The following is a 17,261-nucleotide window of genomic DNA, read 5'->3' as shown; positions in this document are numbered from 1 at the left end:
CCTACCATTTCTCGACAATTCATTACAGTTTATTCAAAGAAATTATTCCTAGTGAATAGCTTGGGCTGACGGGAGCCAATATGGTGTCGCTTCATCGCGCAGCACTCTCTTTGCCGCGTTTCCTCGCGCTCCTTTTCTCGCTCGCCATGCTCCATGCACCGGCCCATGGCCAGTCAGCAGGCGACCTGGCCGAACTGCGCGCCCGCCAGCTCGAGGCCGAGGCGCGCCAGGCCCTGGCCGAAGCCGAGCGTGCCGAACTGCTGGCGCGCCTGCCGCCGACCCAGTCGAAGCCGCTGACCGGCGCCATCGATACCCGCCAGTTCGGCGCAGCCGGCCTGGTGCGCGCCTTCGACCTGGCGCGCGAACTCGCGGCCGGGCTGTGCACCCGTCTGCCGCCCGGACGTTCCGCCGCCCTCTACGATCCGGCCACCGCCCAAGGCATGGTCGCGGCGCGCACCGTGGACAGCGCCCTCGCCCGCCTGTCCAGCGACATGGCTGACCGGAACAAGGCCTTGCAGCGCTACCTCGACGCCCACCGCCCGCCCGGCTCCGGCGCGGCCGCGCTGCCGCTGGCCATATTGACGGTGGTGCCGGCCACCGTGCGCGCCGGTGCGGACCTCGCGGCCCTGCTGCGCAGCGACGTGACGGTCACCGGGATCGGCTATGGCGAAGGCGCGCGCAGCCTGTTCGCCAGCGCCTTGGCCCAGGCCTGCCCGGAGCGCATCAGCGGGCTCGGGTCCGGCTACCTTGGCGAACTCGACTGGGCGCGCTACGACAGGTTGCTGGGACGTCTCCAGGCTCTCGCCGGGCATCGGGCCGGCTACGCCCAGCGCATCGCCGAGCTGCAGGCCCTCATCGACGAGGCCAAGGGCGAACAAAAGAAGGAATTCGTCGCGGTCGCGGCGGCGGCGCTGGCGCAGCTGAAGCTGGTGGATGCCTTCGTGGAGTCGCTCAAGGCCGGCGAAGCCAGCGACAAGAGCCCGCTGTTCAATGCCGCACGCTACCTGGGCTACAGCGAACGCACCGCGGGCAGCCTCGTGCTCGACGTCGACCTGCGGCTGGAAGGCATGAGCATCGTGAAGGAAAACCTGTTCACCGGACAGCATTTGCGCCTGTCGGGCGTGGCCTTCCTGTGGTACCGGCTGCACGAAGCGGACGGGCGCCTGCTGGCCACCGAGGTGCTGCGGCGGATCAGCCGGCCGGTCGAGGTCGACCTGCGCGGCAGCACCGCCTCCGCTACCTTCTGGTCGGGGCAATAACGGCGGCGTTCAGCGCTCCAGCCGCTTGACCGCCTGGTCGATCGCGCCAAAGATCGACTTACCTTTTTCGTCCAGCATCTCGATGCGGATGGTGTCGCCGAAACGCATGAAGGGCGTACTGGCGGCGCCGTCGGCGATCATCTCCAGGCAGCGCTGCTCGGCGATGCACGAGTAGCCCTTGCTGCTGTCCTTGTTCGAGACCGTGCCCGAGCCGACGATGCTGCCGGCGCGCACGTTGCGGCTCTTGGCCAGGTGCGCGACCAGCTGCGGGAAGTTGAACACCATGTCGGTCCCGGCGTCCGGTTGCCCGACCAGGTGGCCATTCCAGCTCGATCGCAGCGGCAGGTGCAGCTTGCCGCCGCGCCAGGCTTCGCCCAGCTCATCTGGCGTCACCGCCACCGGCGCGAAGCTGGTCGCCGGCTTCGATTGCAGGAAGCCGAAGCCCTTGGCCAGTTCGTCCGGGATCAGGTTGCGCAGCGAGACGTCGTTGGCCAGCATCAGCAGGCGGATCTGGGCATGCGCCTCGTCGGGCGTGGCGCCCATCGGCACGTCGCCGGTGACCACCGCCACCTCGGCCTCGAAATCGATGCCCCATTCTTTATGTGCCAGCACGATGTCGTCCATCGGGCCGAGGAAATCGTCGCTGCCGCCCTGGTACATCAGCGGGTCTTCCCAGAACGAGGCCGGCATCTCGGCGCCGCGCGCCTTGCGCACCAGCTCCACGTGGTTGACGTAGGCCGAGCCGTCGGCCCACTGGTAAGCGCGCGGCAGCGGCGCCATGCACCGGGACGGGTCGAAGTCGAAGGGACGGCGCGCCCTGCCCTCGTTCAGCAGCAGCGACAGCTCGGCCAACTGGGGCGCGATGAAGGCCCAGTCGTCGAGCGCGGCCTGCAGGGTGGGCGCGATACCGTCGGCGACGTGGGCGGTCTTCAGGTCACGCGCGACGACCAGCAGCTGGCCGTCGCGGGTGCCGTCCTTGAGGGTGGCAAGTTTCATGGGATAGCGGACTCTGTTGGCAGGCCGCTATTCTAAATGAGCCGGCTGCCGCTCAGTAACGGACGACCACGCCGGCGCCTATGCTGCGCTGGAAGTAGTTATAGTCGATCAGGCTCTGGCCATAGCCCGAGAACCACTGCACGTAGCCCTTGAGCGGCCCCGCGAACGGGAAGGCCCAGGCGAGCTGGGTCGCACCCTTGTTGGTCGAAAAATTATGGCGCAGCGTGGCCGAGAACTCGTGCCCGTCCATCCGGTAGTTACCGGTCAATTCGGCGCGGCCCAGGTAATCGACGATGTCCGGATTATTGTCGTCCTCGAGCGATTCGTTGATGCGCTTCCAGACCCGCGCCGTCATCGACAGGCGGCCGCGCTCCAGGCCGACCTGGGCATAGATCCGGTTCCAGCTGCGCGACAGGGTCGAGGACTGGCCGTTCGACTGGTGGTTGAAGCCCAGGTTGAGGAATTTCAGGTTGGCGCCGAGCACGCTGAAGTTCAGCGGCGTCACCAGCATCACCTCGGGCTGGTAATTGGTTTCGCGGAAGGGGCTCGAGGCTTCGCGGTTGCCTGCCTGCCAGAAACTGTTCTGGGTATAGCCGAACCAGACGTCGACCGGCAGCTCGAAGGCCGTCTCGACCGCCTTCATCTTGAAGCCGAGCTGATATTGCAATTCGGCATGCGACAGCTTGCCGGTGAAATCCGTCGCGCGGAAGGGTTCGTAGGGCGCCTCGTTGGGGCGGTAGCTGCGGGCCGCGATCAGGTAGTTCGCACGGTGCGGGCGGAACACGAAGGTACCGCGGCGGTGCTTCTCGTTGAGCTCCCAGTGCCCGTCCATGGTGTATTCGGCGGCGGCTTCGACGGCCGGATCGATCGAGGCGGCTGGATCGGGCTGGACCTTGGCCGGGAAGGCGGACGGCTGCACGGCCGGCATGGCGGCCGCCACATCGTTCGTGGCCGCAGGCGGCATGGCCGGCGCGGCGGACGTGGCGCCGTGGGCGGCGGCCAGGCGGTCGAAACAGATCAGGCGCTGGTTGGTGTCGGCGACTTTGGCGCAATCGGCCAATTGCTGCGGGAGTTGCTGGGCGACGGCTGGATAGGCGAACAGGAGGGGCAGCAGTGCTGCAGGAATCTTCTTGAAATGCATGGGCTTTCTTTGGAAACGGCTGTGAGGCCGCCAGGTTCATGGATCGTCCATGACATGGCGGATTGTCGACGGCAGTGTCGCGGAAAAGCCGGTTTAATGTCGCACTTTAGGGAACCAGCAGGGCCAGCTGTTCCTGCTCGAGGAAGCACCACTCCCCTTCTTTCAGCCCGAGAGCCTCCAGGCTGAGCCCACCGATCTGCGAGCGGTGCAGCGCACTGCAATGGTTGCCGGCGGCGGCCAGCATGCGCTTGACCTGGTGGTATTTGCCCTGCTCCAGCACGATCTCGAGCTGGTGCTCGCCGCGCTGCACGCAGGACACCGCCTTCAAGGGGGCCGGCTCATCGTGCAGCTGTACACCGGTCAGCATCTGGTCCACCAGTGCCTGCGTCACCGGCTCGGCCGTGGTGGCCTGGTAGACCTTGGGCACATGGCGCTTGGGCGAAGACTGGGCGTGGATGAAAGGTCCGTCGTCCGACATCAGGAGCAGCCCGGTGGTGTCGTGGTCGAGGCGGCCGACCGGCTGCACCTCGCGCCAGCCGAACTGCTCGGGCAGCAGGGTCAGCACGCCGGGGTGGTGGCTCGGCTTGCGCGAGCATTCGTAGTCGGCCGGCTTGTACAGCGCAAGATAGACGCGCTCGCGGTAGCGCCACTCCTCGTCGAACACCGTCAGCACGAGATTATCGGTATCGAAAGTGGCCTTGTAGTTGTCTTCGACCGCGCCGTTGACCAGCACGTCGCCGTCCTCGATCAGGGCGCGGCAGTATTTGCGAGTGCCGAATCCCTGCGATTGCAGGATGCGGTCCAGGGAAAGTTTGCTCATGGGGCGCCACTTTAACAGAAGGGGCAGCACCGACAAAGCGGCCTGGATGCATCTGTTCATTTGACGAGCGTCAAGCCTAGGAACTTTCCTATTGATAGACTTCAACGCGTTAGGAATCCGCCTAACGACGTGAGGACATCTTTACAGTCATAGCCTCGCACAGACCAAGGACAAGACCGTGCACACCGACGCGCAACCGACCGATGGACCGCTCCCGCTCGCAGTTGATCCTGCCGAGCGGCGCCAGATTGCCCGACTTCATGCTGCCCTGTTTCCCGCCCGGCTCGCCCTGGCGCGCTGGCAGCATGGCGGACATATTCCCCACCTGCATCATGGCGCTCCGGCCCTGCGCGCTGCCTGGTATGCGAATGCCCGGCGCGATTTCCAGGCCTGGCTCGACCGCGGCGGTTTCGGCCAGTATGAGGAAACAACCCCAGCACAGACCACCAACTGCCAACCGGTACCCGACGGCGATGCCCAGCAGATCGGTACCTGTACCTAATCCCCTCTGAAAATGAAAACGACGGCCGAAGCCGTCGTTTTCATTTCCTAAGAAGGAACACAACCATGAGGAATGGAATTCTCTCGATGCTGCACGAAATGTGCAGTTGGTAGCAGACTTTCAGTAAGGTTAGCAACTTGCTTAATTTTCAAGTCATGGAAAGCGCTACACATTGACTATAGAGCACTGAGCGAAATTTTCAAGCACATCTTTTATTTCGTGCGCTGACCTCGCAAATCACAACACCAGAATATTACTTCTGCAAAGCAAGCTCTTCTAAGAAATTTCTATAGGCAATTGATGTCTCAGCATGTTTAAGTCCCATAGCGGTCATTGCTTTAAGGTAACCGAGTTTTGATCCACAGTCGTATCGCTGACCTGAATAACTGTAGGCGAGGACCCGCTCAGCCCTCAACAGGGCTGCGATCCCATCTGTCAGCTGAATTTCTCCTCCTGCCCCTTTGTCGAGCCTCTCAAGGAAGTCGAATATTTTTGCAGAGAGGACATAGCGCCCCGCCACAGCCAAGGTCGACGGGGCCTTTTCCGGATCCGGCTTCTCTACGATATCTGTGATCAGCTCTGCATTTTCTCGATAAGGCACTGCACTCACAATGCCGTATTGTCGCGTATGCTCACGAGGAACCTGCTGCACTCCAAGCACACTACACCGCTCGTAAACAAACAAGTCTGTCATCTGAGCAATGACCGGCCTCTGACCCTCTGGGACGTCCATGAAATCATCGGCAAGCAAAACCGCAAAGGGCTCATCGCCAACAACCGGGCGCGCGCAAAGTACGGCGTGCCCCAACCCCAGGGGTGCAGACTGCCGGATATAAATACAATTAATGTTCTTGGGAATAACCTGACGCACGAGCTCTAAGAGCTCGTGTTTATCTGCAGCTTCAAGTTCCGACTCAAGTTCGTATGCTTTATCAAAATGGTCTTCGATCGCGCGCTTGTTACGACCAGTGATAAAAATCATTTCCGTGATGCCGGCTGCGACCGCTTCTTCGACCGCATACTGAATTAGCGGCTTATCAACCACAGGCATCATCTCTTTGGGCTGCGCCTTTGTAGCTGGAAGAAAACGGCTTCCGAGACCGGCTACAGGAAAAACGGCTTTTCTGATTCTTTGCGTCACAGGTTGCTCTTAAATAAATTCGTGCTAATTATTATAGCAAAATAGCAACCGCTAGTGTAACTTGGGAAGCGCTCCCTTATGAGCGGCAGCCACGGCTCCATCCCCGACCGCCGCACCGAATTTCTTCAGCACCCGCTCCGGCAAGCCTTCGTGGGCGGTGTAGTCGACGATGTCCTCGGCCTTGACGATGTCGCGCGCCACGCTGTCGACCGTGCCGAAGCCGTCGGCCAGGCCCATCTCCACCGCCTTCGCTCCGGTCCAGTACAGGCCGGAGAAGGTTTCGGGCGTTTCCTTCAAGCGCTTGCCACGCCCGGCGCGTACCACCGAGATGAACTGCTGGTGGATTTCATTGAGCATCGCCTGGGCGTGCGCCTTGTGCTTGTCCGACTGCGGGCTGAACGGATCGAGGAAACCCTTGTTCTCGCCGGCCGTGAGCAGGCGCCGCTCGACGCCGAGCTTTTCCATGGTGCCGGTGAAACCGAAGCTGTCCATCAGCACGCCGACCGAACCGACGATCGAGGCCTTGTTGACATAGATGCGGTCGGCTGCCGAAGCGATGTAATAGCCGCCCGAGGCGCACATCTCGTCGACCACGACGTACAGGGGCTTGTCCGGGTAGCCGCGCTTGAGGCGCTGGATCTCGTCGACGATGATGCCTGCCTGCACCGGACTACCGCCGGGGCTGTCGATGCGCAGCACCACCGCGGCCGAGCCGGCATCGGAGAAGGCCTTGTTCAGCGAGGGAATCACGGTGTCGGCCGCGCCGCTGCCTTCGGCCTCGATCTCGCCATTGATTTCGATGAGGGCGGTGTGGCGGCCCAGGCTTTCGTCGCCGCCGAGGCCGACGGTGGAATCGACATAGGTCAGCAGGGCCAGGATGGCGACCAGCAGGAAGCTCAGCTTGAAGAAGATGCCCCAGCGGCGCGCGGCGCGGCGCTCTTGCACAGTGGCAAACACCAGCTTCTCCAGGGTGGCGCGCTCCCAGTTGCCAAGGGTGGGCTCGGCGGCAAGCCGTTTGTCGGCCGGATGTTCGCCTGCAGGATCGTGGTCGTGACTCGTTTGGTCGCTCATATTTTCCGCTTGTTGTTCCGGACGGATTGCTAGGGTGCCGGCGCCCGCACCATCTCGTCGGGCTGCCACCAGATGCCACCGTCGCGTTCGCTGATTGCGATCGGCCTCAGCTTGCCGCCGCGGCACGGCCCGCCGGCGCACCTGCCGGTGTCCGGCTCGTATACGGCGCCATGGGTCGCACACATCAGGTACAAGCCGCTCGACTCGAAAAAGTCGCCCTGCGACCAGTCGAGTTCGATCGGCACGTGGGCACAACGGTTCAGGTAAGCAAATGGTTTACCGCCATACCGTACCACAAAGCCGGTAGTTGGGTGCCCAAAAGCAATTACCGGAAAACGCACGCCTTTTCCGCCGTCGAGCAAGGCTGCGGCTTCGCACACGAACAGGCCGCGATCTTCAGTCATTCTTACGCGTTCTCCAGCAACCAGGCGTGCAACTCGGGGATCGTGCGGGCCGAGAAGATCGGCTTGCAAGCCTGCAGCTGGTGCACCGGATGGGCGCCGAACTCGACCGCGATACCGGCCGCGCCCGCGTTGTTCGCCATCATGAGGTCGTGGGTCGTATCGCCGATCATGACGGTGCGGCGCAGGTCCTGACCCAGCTCGCGCGTCAGTTCCTGCAGCATGGCCGGGTGCGGCTTGGAGAAGGTTTCGTCGGCGCAGCGGGTGGCGTCGAACATGGCCAGCAGCCCGGCCGCGTTCATGGCCCGGTTCAAGCCCACGCGGCTCTTGCCCGTGGCCACTGCCAGGAAATAGCCCTGCTGCGAAAGATCGTTCAACATCTCGCGTACTCCCTTGAACAGCACCAGTTCGTGGTCTTTCGTCAGGAAGTGATAGCGGTAGCGCTCGACCATGCGCGGGTAGAGCACCGGGTCGATGTCCGGCAGCACGGCCTGCATCGCCTCGGACAGGCCGAGGCCGATCACATGCGAGGCCGAGGCGTCGCTCGGCACCGGCAAGCCCAGGTCGCGCGCCGCCGACTGGATGCAGCGGACGATCGCCGCCGTGCTGTCCATCAGCGTCCCGTCCCAGTCGAAGACGATCAGGTCAAATTGCTTTCTTGTCATTTTTGTCAGCTTGCTATGTGATTGCCTGGCCCAAGCTTACCAAGAATCGATCGCACTCGGCCGGCAGCGGCGCGCGCAAGGTCATCGGCTGGCCGGTGTCGGGGTGCGTGAAGGTGATCTGGTAGGCATGCAGGAACATGCGCTTGAGCGCCCCGCGCTCGTTGGTTGCCTTCTGAAGCTGCTTGTTCAAGGCAAAATCGCCGTATTTCTCGTCACCGAGGATGGGGAAACCGCTCGATGCCAGGTGCACGCGGATCTGGTGGGTGCGGCCGGTCTTCAGCTCGGCCTCGAGCAGGGCGAAGTCCTTCCATTTGCGCTTCAGGTTGAACACCGTGTGCGCTTCCTGGCCGCCGGCCTGCACCACCACGCGGCGCTCACCGTCCGGGGTCGTGAATTTATGTAAAGGGAGCTTTACATGCTGGCGCTTGTTGGTCCAGTCGCCATAAACAGCGGTGAGGTAGCGCTTGTCGGTCGTGCCGTCGCGCATCTGGTCGTGCAGGTTGGTCAGCGCCGAGCGTTTCTTGGCGATGAGCAGCAAGCCCGAGGTCTCGCGGTCGAGCCGGTGCACCAGCTCCAGGAACTTGGCTTGCGGCCGTGCCGCGCGCAACTGCTCGATGACGCCATACGAGACGCCCGAGCCGCCGTGCACGGCCACGCCGGCCGGCTTGTCGATGACGAGCAGGTGCGTGTCTTCGAACACGATGGCGAATTCGGCGCCGGGGGCCACCTGCGAGCTGGCCTTCTCGGCGATACGGATCGGCGGGATGCGCACCAGGTCGCCCTCGACCAGGCGGTAGAGCTGGTCGATGCGGCCCTTGTTGACCCGCACTTCCCCCGAACGGAGGATGCGGTAGATGTGGCTCTTGGGGACGCCTTTGCACACACGCAACAGATAGTTATCGATGCGCTGGCCGGCTTCTTCCTCGGTGATTGTCACAAACTGCGCCTGGATCGTTGGCTGTGATGAAGGGGGAACAACATCGTTCTGTACCACTGTTCGCATTGTCTTCCCAGAAATTCTCTCTAAGTCCTTCATTTTGAATATATAATCGACAGGCGGCGGTCAAACCTCTGCTGGTGTAAGAATTAAAACGATATTTTACACAGGGGCGCGCTCCACCGGCCCTGCCATGAGCAAATTCGGTGGAAAAAAACGTGTACGCACATTCAGGCGCCGATCAGGGTTGCACCTGCAGTTGCAATCGGGTTGCGTGGCTGAGTGCCGGATTGGATTGTTTGGATTTGTATGGATAAGTACCGGAAAGCCGCTGATTGGCGGCTCGCCGGTTGATGGTGTCGATAACGCTTGTCGTTTTCGCCCGACCCGATGTAAGCCTCACCTGAAGGCTCGAAAGTAGTAAAGGCTGTTTGTTCGCCTCGACGTCTTGGTTGTATGCTGGCTACGGTTTGGCTCGTTGTTGCACACCGCCCCGCTGTCCCCGCCGTGCCCACCCCAACGTGGTGGCAGGCGGACCAGTTGCTTGGTTGCGGCGTGCGTTAGACAATGACGTTCGACACCACTGCGCCCCGTGCGGCAGCGATGCCTTGCATCGCCCTGCCCCGTCCCGGGTATTCCCCCCTCCAACATCCCCTCTCCGCGTACATCCCATGTACTTCGCCGCGTCTTACAAACGCGGCATGACACGGCCTTCGGGCCGCGGAGTTAATAAAAATGAAACGTATGTTGTTTAACGCTACGCAGCAAGAGGAGCTGCGCGTAGCGATTGTCGACGGCCAGAAGCTGATCGACATCGATATCGAGACCGCCGGTCGCGAGCAACGCAAGTCGAATATCTACAAGGGTGTCATCACCCGCATCGAACCCTCCCTCGAAGCCTGCTTCGTCAGCTACGGCGAAGACCGCCACGGTTTCCTCCCCTTCAAAGAAGTTGCCCGTACCTATTTCCGCGATGGCGTCGATGTGCGTAACTGCACCATCAAGGAAGCCCTGCGCGAAGGCCAGGAAATCATGGTCCAGGTCGAGAAGGAAGAGCGCGGCAACAAGGGCGCGGCCCTGACCTCGTTCATCTCGCTGGCCGGCCGCTACCTGGTCCTGATGCCGAACAACCCGCGTGGCGGCGGCGTGTCGCGCCGTGTCGAAGGCGAAGAGCGCCAGGAACTGCGCGAGACCATGGACAAGCTCGACCTGCCGCAGGGCATGTCGGTCATCGCCCGCACCGCCGGCATTGGCCGCAACGTCGAAGAACTGCAGTGGGACCTGAACTACCTGATGCAGCTGTGGCGCGCGATCGAAGGCGCCGGCAAGTCGGCATCGGGCCCCTTCCTGATCTACCAGGAAAGCTCGCTGGTGATCCGCGCAATCCGCGACTACTTCCAGCCGGATATCGGCGAAGTCCTGATCGACACCGACGAGATCTTCGACCAGGCCCAGCAGTTCATGTCGCACGTGATGCCCGACATGGCGCACCGCGTGAAGCGCTACAGCGACGACGTGCCGCTGTTCTCGCGTTTCCAGATCGAACACCAGATCGAAACCGCCTACGCGCGCACCGTGCCGCTGCCGTCGGGCGGCGCGATCGTCATCGACCACACCGAAGCCCTGGTCTCCATCGACGTCAACTCGGCACGCGCCACGCGCGGCTCGGACATCGAGACCACCGCCTTCAATACCAACTGTGAAGCGGCCGACGAAGTGGCCCGCCAGCTGCGCCTGCGCGACCTGGGCGGCCTGATCGTGATCGACTTCATCGACATGGAAGTGGCCAAGAACCAGCGCGAGGTGGAAACCCGCCTGAAGGAAGCCCTGCACCATGACCGTGCACGCGTCCAGATGGGCAAGATCTCGCGCTTCGGCCTGATGGAACTGTCGCGCCAGCGCCTGCGTCCATCGCTGTCGGAAGGTTCCCACGTGACCTGCCCGCGCTGCTCGGGCACCGGCCACATCCGCGATACCGAATCCTCGGCCCTGCAAGTCCTGCGCATCATCCAGGAAGAGGCCATGAAGGAGAACTCGGCCGCGATCCACGTGCAGGTCCCGGTCGACGTCGCCGCTTTCCTGCTGAACGAGAAGCGCGGCGAAGTGCTCAAGATCGAGAACCGCCACCGCATCACCGTGATCCTGATCCCGAACAAGCATCTGGACACTCCTCACTACAAGCTCGAGCGCATCAAGCACGACGACCCGCGCCTGGAAGACGCCGCCGCCAGCTACACCATGGCGGAATCGGCCGAGACCGACATGGGCTTCGCCAAGCGCCAGAAAGAAGAAGCCAAGCCGCGCCAGGAAGCCGTGGTCAAGACCATCACCCCGGCCCAGCCGGCCCCGATGGTGGACCGCAGCGAAGCCGCCAAGCCGGCCAAGACCGCTCCGATCGCCGCACCGGCACCGAGCGCGCCGGCCGCGCCGGCCCCGGCCGAACTGGGCTTCTTTGCCCGCATCAAGAACTTCTTCATGGGCGCACCGGTTGCACCGGCTCCCGCACCGGCGCCGGTCCTTGCTGAAAAGCCGGCCGCACCGGCAGCCGGCGAGCGTGGCGAACGCGGTGGCCGCGGTACGCAGCAGCGCACCCGCAATGGCCGCGGCGCCAAGGGCGGCCGCGACCGCGACGAGCGCGACCTGACCGCCAAGGCCGAGGACAGCGTCAAGCCGCTGGAAGCAGAAGGCAAGCCGGCCCGTCCGCCGCGCGAAAAACGCGAACCGCGCGCACCGCGCGAGCCGCGTGAGCAACTCGATGCCGCGACCGGCGCACCAGCCGCACCGCGTGCGGAACGTGGCGAGCGCGCCGAGCGTGAGCCGGGCGAACGCAAGGAACGCGCACCGCGCCAGCCGCGCGAGCGTGGCGAGCGCAGCACCCAGCAGCCGGTCGAGGCCAAGGCGGAAGAGCTGAAGCTCCAGGCCGTCCCGGCCCCGAGCGAGGAAAGCGAACTGTCGACCACCACCCCACACGGCGACGTGCTGGATCATGCGGTGAAGGTCGCTTCGACCGGCCCAGCCGGCGAGGAACTGGACGGCGAAGGCGACGAGCCGCGCCGCCGCCGCCGCCGTGGTGGCCGCAACCGCAACCGCCGCGACCGTGAGGCCGAAGGCATCGAGTCGGCGGATGGCGTCGAAGGCGCACCGGCCTTCACTCCGGTGGCCGACGAGGAAGCCGCGAAGGTCGCGGCCGAAGCCAAGGCCGCACCGAAGAAGACTGCGCCGGTCGAGCCGGGTCCGTGGCCCTTCCCGACCGCTGCGTCGGTGGCTGCCAAGGCCCAGGCCGACGCTGCTGCCGCTGCACCGGCACCGGTTGCTGCTCCGGCTGCTCCTGTTGCTGCCCCAGTGGCTGCAGCGCCGGCCGTGACCGCAGAGCCGGGTCCGTGGCTGTTCCCGACCGCGGCATCGGTGGCTGCGGCCAAGGCACCGGCTGCTCCGGTTGCTCCAGTTGCCGAAACGGCACCGGCTCCGGCTCCTGTCGCTGAAGTTCCGGTTGCTCCGGTTGCTCCAGCACCTGTGCAGGCAGCACCGGCTCCGGCAGCTGTCCAGGCTCCGGTCGACATGAACGAAGTCCTGTCCCAGGCCGGCCTGCAACTCGCGTCGACCGATCCGGAAAAGCTGCGCGCCGCCCAGGAAGCCGCCGCCCAGGCCAACACCGCACCGCGCATGGGCCGTGCCCGCAAGCCGGTGCAGGCGCCGGTCGAGGAGCCGCTGGTTCAGGTGGATACGCGTCAGTAATCTGCTGACTGTAGGGTGAAAAGGGAAGCCTCATGAGGCTTCCCTTTTTTGTTTGTGCGAGTGGCGTGCCTGCAAAATTGGGTTCCGGCCTTCGCCGGAACGACGGTTTTTCAGCTAACGCAGAGATCAGCGCTAATAGCTTGGGCACGTCGTCCCGGCGCAGGCCGGGACCCAAGTTCCCCACCGAAGTCCGCACCTGCAAACACCCCGTCATACTGCCGGGTTACGATAACGAGCATGCCACCCTCCATTCCCCTCCGCGACGCCCTGCTCTACTGGTTCAAGCTCGGCTTCATCAGCTTCGGCGGCCCCGCCGGCCAGATTGCCCTGATGCACAGCGAGCTGGTCGAGCGCCGCCGCTGGATCTCCGAGCAGCGCTTCCTGCACGCCCTGAACTACTGCATGCTGCTGCCCGGCCCAGAAGCGACCCAGCTGGCCGTCTACATCGGCTGGCTCCTGCACCGCAGCGTCGGCGGCATCATGGCCGGGCTGCTGTTCATCCTGCCTTCGCTGGCGCTGCTGATCGGCCTGTCCTGGATCTACCTGGCCTGGGGCCACCTGCCCGTCATCGCCGGCATCATGGCCGGCATCAAGCCGGCCGTGGTGGCGATCGTCATCGCAGCCGCCTGGCGCATCGGCACGCGCACGCTGCGCAACGGCGCCCTCGCCACGATCGCCGCGCTGGCCTTCATCGCCATCGCAGTGCTCGACGTCCCCTTTCCCCTGATCGTGCTGGCCGCCGCGCTGGCCGGTTTCATCGGCGGACGCCTGTGGCCGCAGCGCTTCCAGCCCGGCGGCGGCCACCCGGCCGACCGCAAACACTACGGGCCGGCCCTGATCGACGACGACACGCCCACCCCGGCGCATGCCCGGTTTTCGCTGCGCGGCCTGCTGAAGGCCTCCCTCATCGGCATCGGACTCGCGCTGGGCGCCTGGCTGGCGCTGGCGGCCGTCCATGGCGTCGGCGGTACGCTGGCCCTGATGGGCTGGTTCTTCACCAAGGCCGCCCTGATGACCTTCGGCGGCGCCTATGCCGTGCTGCCCTACGTGGTGCAGGGCGCGGTCGAGAAGTACGGCTGGCTCAGCGCCACCCAGATGATCGACGGGCTCGCACTGGGCGAGACCACGCCCGGTCCGCTGATCATGATTGTCGCCTTCGTCGGCTTCGTGGGCGGCTGGACCCAGGCGCTGTTCGGCCCGGCAGCGCTGCCGCTGGCCGGCATCGCGGGCGCCCTGGTCGCCGCCCTGTTCACCTTCCTGCCCTCCTTCGTGTTCATCCTGGCGGGCGGGCCGCTGGTCGAGTCCGGGCGCGGCAACGTGCGGCTCACCGCGCCGCTGACCGCGATCTCGGCCGCGGTGGTCGGCGTGGTCGCCAGCCTGGCCGTGTTCTTCGGCCAGCACGTGTTTTTCGCCGGCGGCCAGGTCCAGCCTGCGGCGATCGCCATCGGCCTTGTCGCCGGCGTCGCTTTGCTGAGGTATAAGGTCGGGCCGATCAAGCTGATCGCCGCCTGTGCACTGGCGGGCATCGTGCTATCGTATTGGCATGCCTGAAAAAATCATCCTGCTGAACGACCTGCGCTCGCCCGCAATGGCGGTGCCGGCGGCGCCGGAGGCGCCCACCGGCCTGCTCCAAGATGCCCTGGGCAGGCCCCTGCACGACCTGCGCATTTCGGTCACCGACCGCTGCAACTTCCGCTGCGTCTACTGCATGCCGAAGGAAGTCTTCGACAAGGACTATGCCTACCTGCCGCACGGCGACCTGCTGTCCTTTGAAGAGATCACGCGCGTGGCGCGCATCGCCATCGCCCACGGCGTCGAGAAGATCCGCCTGACCGGCGGCGAGCCCTTGCTGCGCAAGCACCTCGAGCGCCTGGTCGGCATGCTGCGCGCCCTGCCGACGCCGGGCGGCCGTCCGCTCGACCTCACGCTCACCACCAACGGCTCGCTGCTGGCGCGCAAGGCGCAGGCCCTGAAGGATGCGGGCCTCGACCGCGTCACCGTCTCGCTCGACGCGCTCGACGACACGGTGTTCCGCCGCATGAACGACGTCGATTTCGCAGTCAGCGACGTGCTGCACGGCCTGGACGCCGCCCATGCGGCCGGGCTGGGGCCGATCAAGGTCAACATGGTGGTCAAGCGCGGCACCAACGAGGACCAGATCCTGCCGATGGCGCGCCACTTCAAGGGTTCGCCGTACATCCTGCGCTTCATCGAGTACATGGACGTGGGCGCCTCGAACGGCTGGAACATGGAAGAAGTGATTCCCTCGGCCGAGGTGATCCGCCGCATCGGGGCCGAGCTGCCGCTGGCGCCCGCCGCGGCCAACTACACGGGCGAGACCGCCGCGCGCTGGCGTTACCTCGACGGCAGCGGCGAAGTCGGCGTCATCTCCAGCGTCACCCAGGCCTTCTGCCACGACTGCAGCCGCCTGCGCCTGTCCACCGAGGGCAAGCTCTACACCTGCCTGTTCGCCACCCGCGGCCACGACCTGCGCGCCCTGCTGCGCAGCGGCCGCACGGATGCCGAGATCTCGGGCGCGTTGGCCCAGCTGTGGCGCGGTCGCGCCGACCGCTATTCGGAAACACGCACGGTCGACACTTCCGGGCTCGCGCGCGGCAAGAAGGTCGAAATGTCTTATATCGGCGGTTGACACACTCATGGACAAGAAACTCATTACAGGATTGATCCTGGCGGGCGGGCGCGGCTCGCGCATGGGCAACGTCGACAAGGGCCTGCAGCCCTTCCGCGGCAAGCCGATGGCGCAGCATGCGATCGAGCGCCTGATACCGCAAGTCGGCTCGGTCATGGTCAACGCCAACCGCAACCTCGAGGCCTGGCTGGAACTCGCCGCGCCCGTGTGGCAGGACGAAACGCCCGGCTTCGCCGGCCCGCTGGCCGGCCTGGAAGCGGGCCTGCGCCACTGCGTCACGCCCTGGCTGCTGGCGGTGCCCTGCGACTCGCCCTTCCTGCCGCTCGACCTGGCCGCGCGCCTGGCCGCGGCCGCCGAAGAGGCCGACGCCGACCTCGCCTTCGCCGTCACCCAGGAGCCGGGCATGCGTCCGCAGCCTCACCCGGTGTTCTGCCTGGTGAAGGCGAGCCGGCTGCCGGTGCTGTCCCGTTACCTGGCCGAGGGCGAGCGCCGCATGGACGGCTGGTACAAGGACCTGAAGGCGGTCGAGGTGCCGTTCGAGGATGCCGATGCCTTCCGCAACATCAATACGCTGGACGAGCTGCAGGGGCTGGACAATACGCTGCCCCCGAGCTTGGCGCAGGTGGTCAGCTGCCTGTCGGGCTATGACCCGGATGCGCTGCCCGTGCGCGACGCCCAGCGCATCATCCGCGAGTTCGTGCAGCCTGTCCGCGCCATCGAGAAAGTGGCGCTGCGTTCCGCGCTCGGCCGCGTGCTGGCCGCGGACGTGATCTCGCCGATCAACGTACCGGCCCACGACAATTCGGCGATGGACGGCTTTGCCCTGCGCGGCGCAGACCTGCGCAGCGATGGGCCGCTGTCCCTCCGCGTGATCGGCACGGCCTTCGCCGGCAATCCCTCCGGGCTGGTTCCGGCCGCCGGCGAGTGCGTGCGCATCATGACGGGTGGCGTCATGCCGGAGGGCTGCGACAGCGTGGTGCCGCAGGAATTCGTCACGCAGGAAGGCGACAGCATCCTGCTTCCCGCCGGCGTGATCCGTGCCGGTGACAACCGCCGCTTCGCCGGCGAGGACCTGAAGGCCGGCAGCGCGGCCTTGGCGGCCGGCCGCGTCGTGCGGCCACCCGACCTCGGCATGCTGGCTTCGCTCGGCATTCCCGAAGTCGCGGTGCAGCGCCGCTTGCGGGTCGCCTTCTTCTCGACCGGCGACGAACTGCGCTCCGTCGGCGAGCCCTTGGGTGAAGGCTGCGTCTACGACAGCAACCGCTACACCATCTACGGCATGCTGCAGCGCCTGGGCTGCGACATCATCGACATGGGCGTCGTGCGCGACGATCCGCAAGCGCTGGAAGACGCCCTGCGCAGCGCCTGCGAGAACGCGGACGCCATCATCACCTCGGGCGGCGTGTCGGTCGGCGCGGCCGACTACACCAAGCAGATCATGGCGAAGCTGGGCGACGTCACCTTCTGGAAGATCGGCATGCGCCCCGGGCGGCCGCTGGCCTTCGGGCGCGTGAATTCGAACGGCCGCAGCGCCTTCCTGTTCGGGCTGCCGGGCAATCCGGTGGCGGTGATGGTGTCCTTCTACTTCTTCGCACGCGAGGCGCTGCTGCGCATGATGGGCGCCGAGGCCCCGCTGCCGCTGCTGCGCGCAAGGTCCAGCGGCGCGATCCGCAAGAAACCCGGCCGCACCGAATACCAGCGCGGCATCCTGGCGCGTGGCGAAGACGGGCAGCCGGAAGTGCGGATCACCGGTTCGCAAGGCTCGGGCATCCTGCGCTCGATGTCGGAGGCGAACTGCATGGTGGTGCTGCACGACGAACAGGGCAATGTCGCCGCCGGCGACATGGTGGATGTGCTCGTGTTTGAGGGTTTAATGTAGGGTGGACGGCTATGCCGTCCGCGCGTTCAACGGACGTGATCAAACCACGCAGCGTGTTCATTGA

The 17,261-nt window shown here is 65.0% G+C and carries 14 protein-coding genes; 6 read left to right on the top strand and 8 right to left on the bottom strand.

All coding sequences use genetic code 11. The features are described 5' to 3' along the window. The first annotated feature begins 80 nt into the window (after positions 1-80). Positions 81-1,259: a hypothetical protein gene (locus tag ACSQ25_RS05295; protein ID WP_436104661.1), complete on the top strand. Its 1,179-nt coding sequence runs from the start codon at positions 81-83 to the stop codon at positions 1,257-1,259. Between the two features lie 9 nt (positions 1,260-1,268). Here ACSQ25_RS05295 and ACSQ25_RS05290 read toward each other — a convergent pair whose 3' ends face one another. From ACSQ25_RS05290 to ACSQ25_RS05280, 3 genes are all read right to left on the bottom strand, one after another. Further along, positions 1,269-2,255, bottom strand: coding sequence for a fumarylacetoacetate hydrolase family protein (locus tag ACSQ25_RS05290; protein ID WP_436104660.1), 987 nt, complete (start codon positions 2,253-2,255; stop codon positions 1,269-1,271). A 52-nt stretch (positions 2,256-2,307) separates the two neighbouring features. Further along, complete coding sequence (locus tag ACSQ25_RS05285) at positions 2,308-3,396, bottom strand: phospholipase A (RefSeq protein WP_436104659.1); 1,089 nt, start codon at positions 3,394-3,396, stop codon at positions 2,308-2,310. Positions 3,397-3,502: 106 nt separating this feature from the next. Beyond that, positions 3,503-4,216 carry a pseudouridine synthase gene (locus ACSQ25_RS05280; RefSeq protein WP_436104658.1) on the bottom strand — a complete coding sequence of 238 codons (714 nt, stop codon included), beginning with the start codon at positions 4,214-4,216 and terminating at the stop codon, positions 3,503-3,505. A 178-nt stretch (positions 4,217-4,394) separates the two neighbouring features. Here ACSQ25_RS05280 and ACSQ25_RS05275 point away from each other — a divergent pair, with 178 nt between their 5' ends. Next, positions 4,395-4,718 carry a hypothetical protein gene (locus ACSQ25_RS05275; protein WP_436104657.1) on the top strand — a complete coding sequence of 108 codons (324 nt, stop codon included), beginning with the start codon at positions 4,395-4,397 and terminating at the stop codon, positions 4,716-4,718. Between the two features lie 253 nt (positions 4,719-4,971). Here ACSQ25_RS05275 and galU read toward each other — a convergent pair whose 3' ends face one another. Genes galU through ACSQ25_RS05250 form a run of 5 tightly spaced genes read right to left on the bottom strand, consistent with a single transcriptional unit; the run spans position 4,972 to position 8,999 of the window. Next, complete coding sequence (galU, locus tag ACSQ25_RS05270; protein WP_436104656.1) at positions 4,972-5,859, bottom strand: UTP--glucose-1-phosphate uridylyltransferase GalU; 888 nt, start codon at positions 5,857-5,859, stop codon at positions 4,972-4,974. Positions 5,860-5,910: 51 nt separating this feature from the next. Then, positions 5,911-6,930, bottom strand: a complete 1,020-nt coding sequence (locus ACSQ25_RS05265) for a S49 family peptidase (protein ID WP_436104655.1) — start codon at positions 6,928-6,930, stop codon at positions 5,911-5,913. 29 nt (positions 6,931-6,959) lie between these two features. Beyond that, positions 6,960-7,334, bottom strand: coding sequence for a Rieske (2Fe-2S) protein (locus ACSQ25_RS05260; RefSeq protein WP_436104654.1), 375 nt, complete (start codon positions 7,332-7,334; stop codon positions 6,960-6,962). Positions 7,335-7,336: 2 nt separating this feature from the next. Continuing rightward, complete coding sequence (locus tag ACSQ25_RS05255) at positions 7,337-7,996, bottom strand: HAD-IIIA family hydrolase (protein WP_436104653.1); 660 nt, start codon at positions 7,994-7,996, stop codon at positions 7,337-7,339. A 13-nt stretch (positions 7,997-8,009) separates the two neighbouring features. Then, on the bottom strand, positions 8,010-8,999 hold the full coding sequence (locus ACSQ25_RS05250) for an RluA family pseudouridine synthase (protein WP_436104652.1): 990 nt from the start codon (positions 8,997-8,999) through the stop codon (positions 8,010-8,012). Between the two features lie 669 nt (positions 9,000-9,668). Here ACSQ25_RS05250 and ACSQ25_RS05245 point away from each other — a divergent pair. The 4 genes from ACSQ25_RS05245 (at position 9,669) to moeA (ending at position 17,197) form a co-directional block, all read left to right on the top strand. Next, complete coding sequence (locus tag ACSQ25_RS05245) at positions 9,669-12,668, top strand: Rne/Rng family ribonuclease (protein WP_436104651.1); 3,000 nt, start codon at positions 9,669-9,671, stop codon at positions 12,666-12,668. A gap of 237 nt (positions 12,669-12,905) precedes the next feature. After that, positions 12,906-14,219, top strand: coding sequence for a chromate efflux transporter (gene chrA, locus ACSQ25_RS05240; protein WP_436104650.1), 1,314 nt, complete (start codon positions 12,906-12,908; stop codon positions 14,217-14,219). After that, positions 14,212-15,318 (top strand): GTP 3',8-cyclase MoaA, encoded by a 1,107-nt coding sequence (gene moaA, locus ACSQ25_RS05235; RefSeq protein ID WP_436104649.1) that lies wholly within the window; start codon positions 14,212-14,214, stop codon positions 15,316-15,318. Before chrA ends, moaA begins: the two co-directional genes overlap by 8 nt. Positions 15,319-15,325: 7 nt before the next feature. Next, positions 15,326-17,197 carry a molybdopterin molybdotransferase MoeA gene (gene moeA, locus ACSQ25_RS05230; RefSeq protein ID WP_436104648.1) on the top strand — a complete coding sequence of 624 codons (1,872 nt, stop codon included), beginning with the start codon at positions 15,326-15,328 and terminating at the stop codon, positions 17,195-17,197. The last annotated feature ends 64 nt before the right edge of the window (positions 17,198-17,261 follow it).

It is taken from the genome of Massilia sp. LjRoot122 (assembly GCF_964252725.1).
Taxonomy (GTDB): domain Bacteria; phylum Pseudomonadota; class Gammaproteobacteria; order Burkholderiales; family Burkholderiaceae_D; genus Telluria.
This window is presented reverse-complemented; position numbering and strand designations above follow the sequence as displayed.

What these genes read in the sequence shown, in the direction of transcription:
- ACSQ25_RS05295 (WP_436104661.1), top strand. Translation starts at nt 81, where the DNA reads ATGGTGTCGCTTCATCGCGCAGCACTCTCTTTGCCGCGTTTCCTCGCG.
- ACSQ25_RS05265 (WP_436104655.1), bottom strand. Translation starts at nt 6,930, where the DNA reads ATGAGCGACCAAACGAGTCACGACCACGATCCTGCAGGCGAACATCCG.
- ACSQ25_RS05255 (WP_436104653.1), bottom strand. Translation starts at nt 7,996, where the DNA reads ATGACAAGAAAGCAATTTGACCTGATCGTCTTCGACTGGGACGGGACG.
- ACSQ25_RS05250 (WP_436104652.1), bottom strand. Translation starts at nt 8,999, where the DNA reads ATGCGAACAGTGGTACAGAACGATGTTGTTCCCCCTTCATCACAGCCA.
- ACSQ25_RS05280 (WP_436104658.1), bottom strand. Translation starts at nt 4,216, where the DNA reads ATGAGCAAACTTTCCCTGGACCGCATCCTGCAATCGCAGGGATTCGGC.
- moaA (WP_436104649.1), top strand. Translation starts at nt 14,212, where the DNA reads ATGCCTGAAAAAATCATCCTGCTGAACGACCTGCGCTCGCCCGCAATG.
- ACSQ25_RS05290 (WP_436104660.1), bottom strand. Translation starts at nt 2,255, where the DNA reads ATGAAACTTGCCACCCTCAAGGACGGCACCCGCGACGGCCAGCTGCTG.
- chrA (WP_436104650.1), top strand. Translation starts at nt 12,906, where the DNA reads ATGCCACCCTCCATTCCCCTCCGCGACGCCCTGCTCTACTGGTTCAAG.
- ACSQ25_RS05260 (WP_436104654.1), bottom strand. Translation starts at nt 7,334, where the DNA reads ATGACTGAAGATCGCGGCCTGTTCGTGTGCGAAGCCGCAGCCTTGCTC.
- ACSQ25_RS05245 (WP_436104651.1), top strand. Translation starts at nt 9,669, where the DNA reads ATGAAACGTATGTTGTTTAACGCTACGCAGCAAGAGGAGCTGCGCGTA.
- moeA (WP_436104648.1), top strand. Translation starts at nt 15,326, where the DNA reads ATGGACAAGAAACTCATTACAGGATTGATCCTGGCGGGCGGGCGCGGC.
- ACSQ25_RS05285 (WP_436104659.1), bottom strand. Translation starts at nt 3,396, where the DNA reads ATGCATTTCAAGAAGATTCCTGCAGCACTGCTGCCCCTCCTGTTCGCC.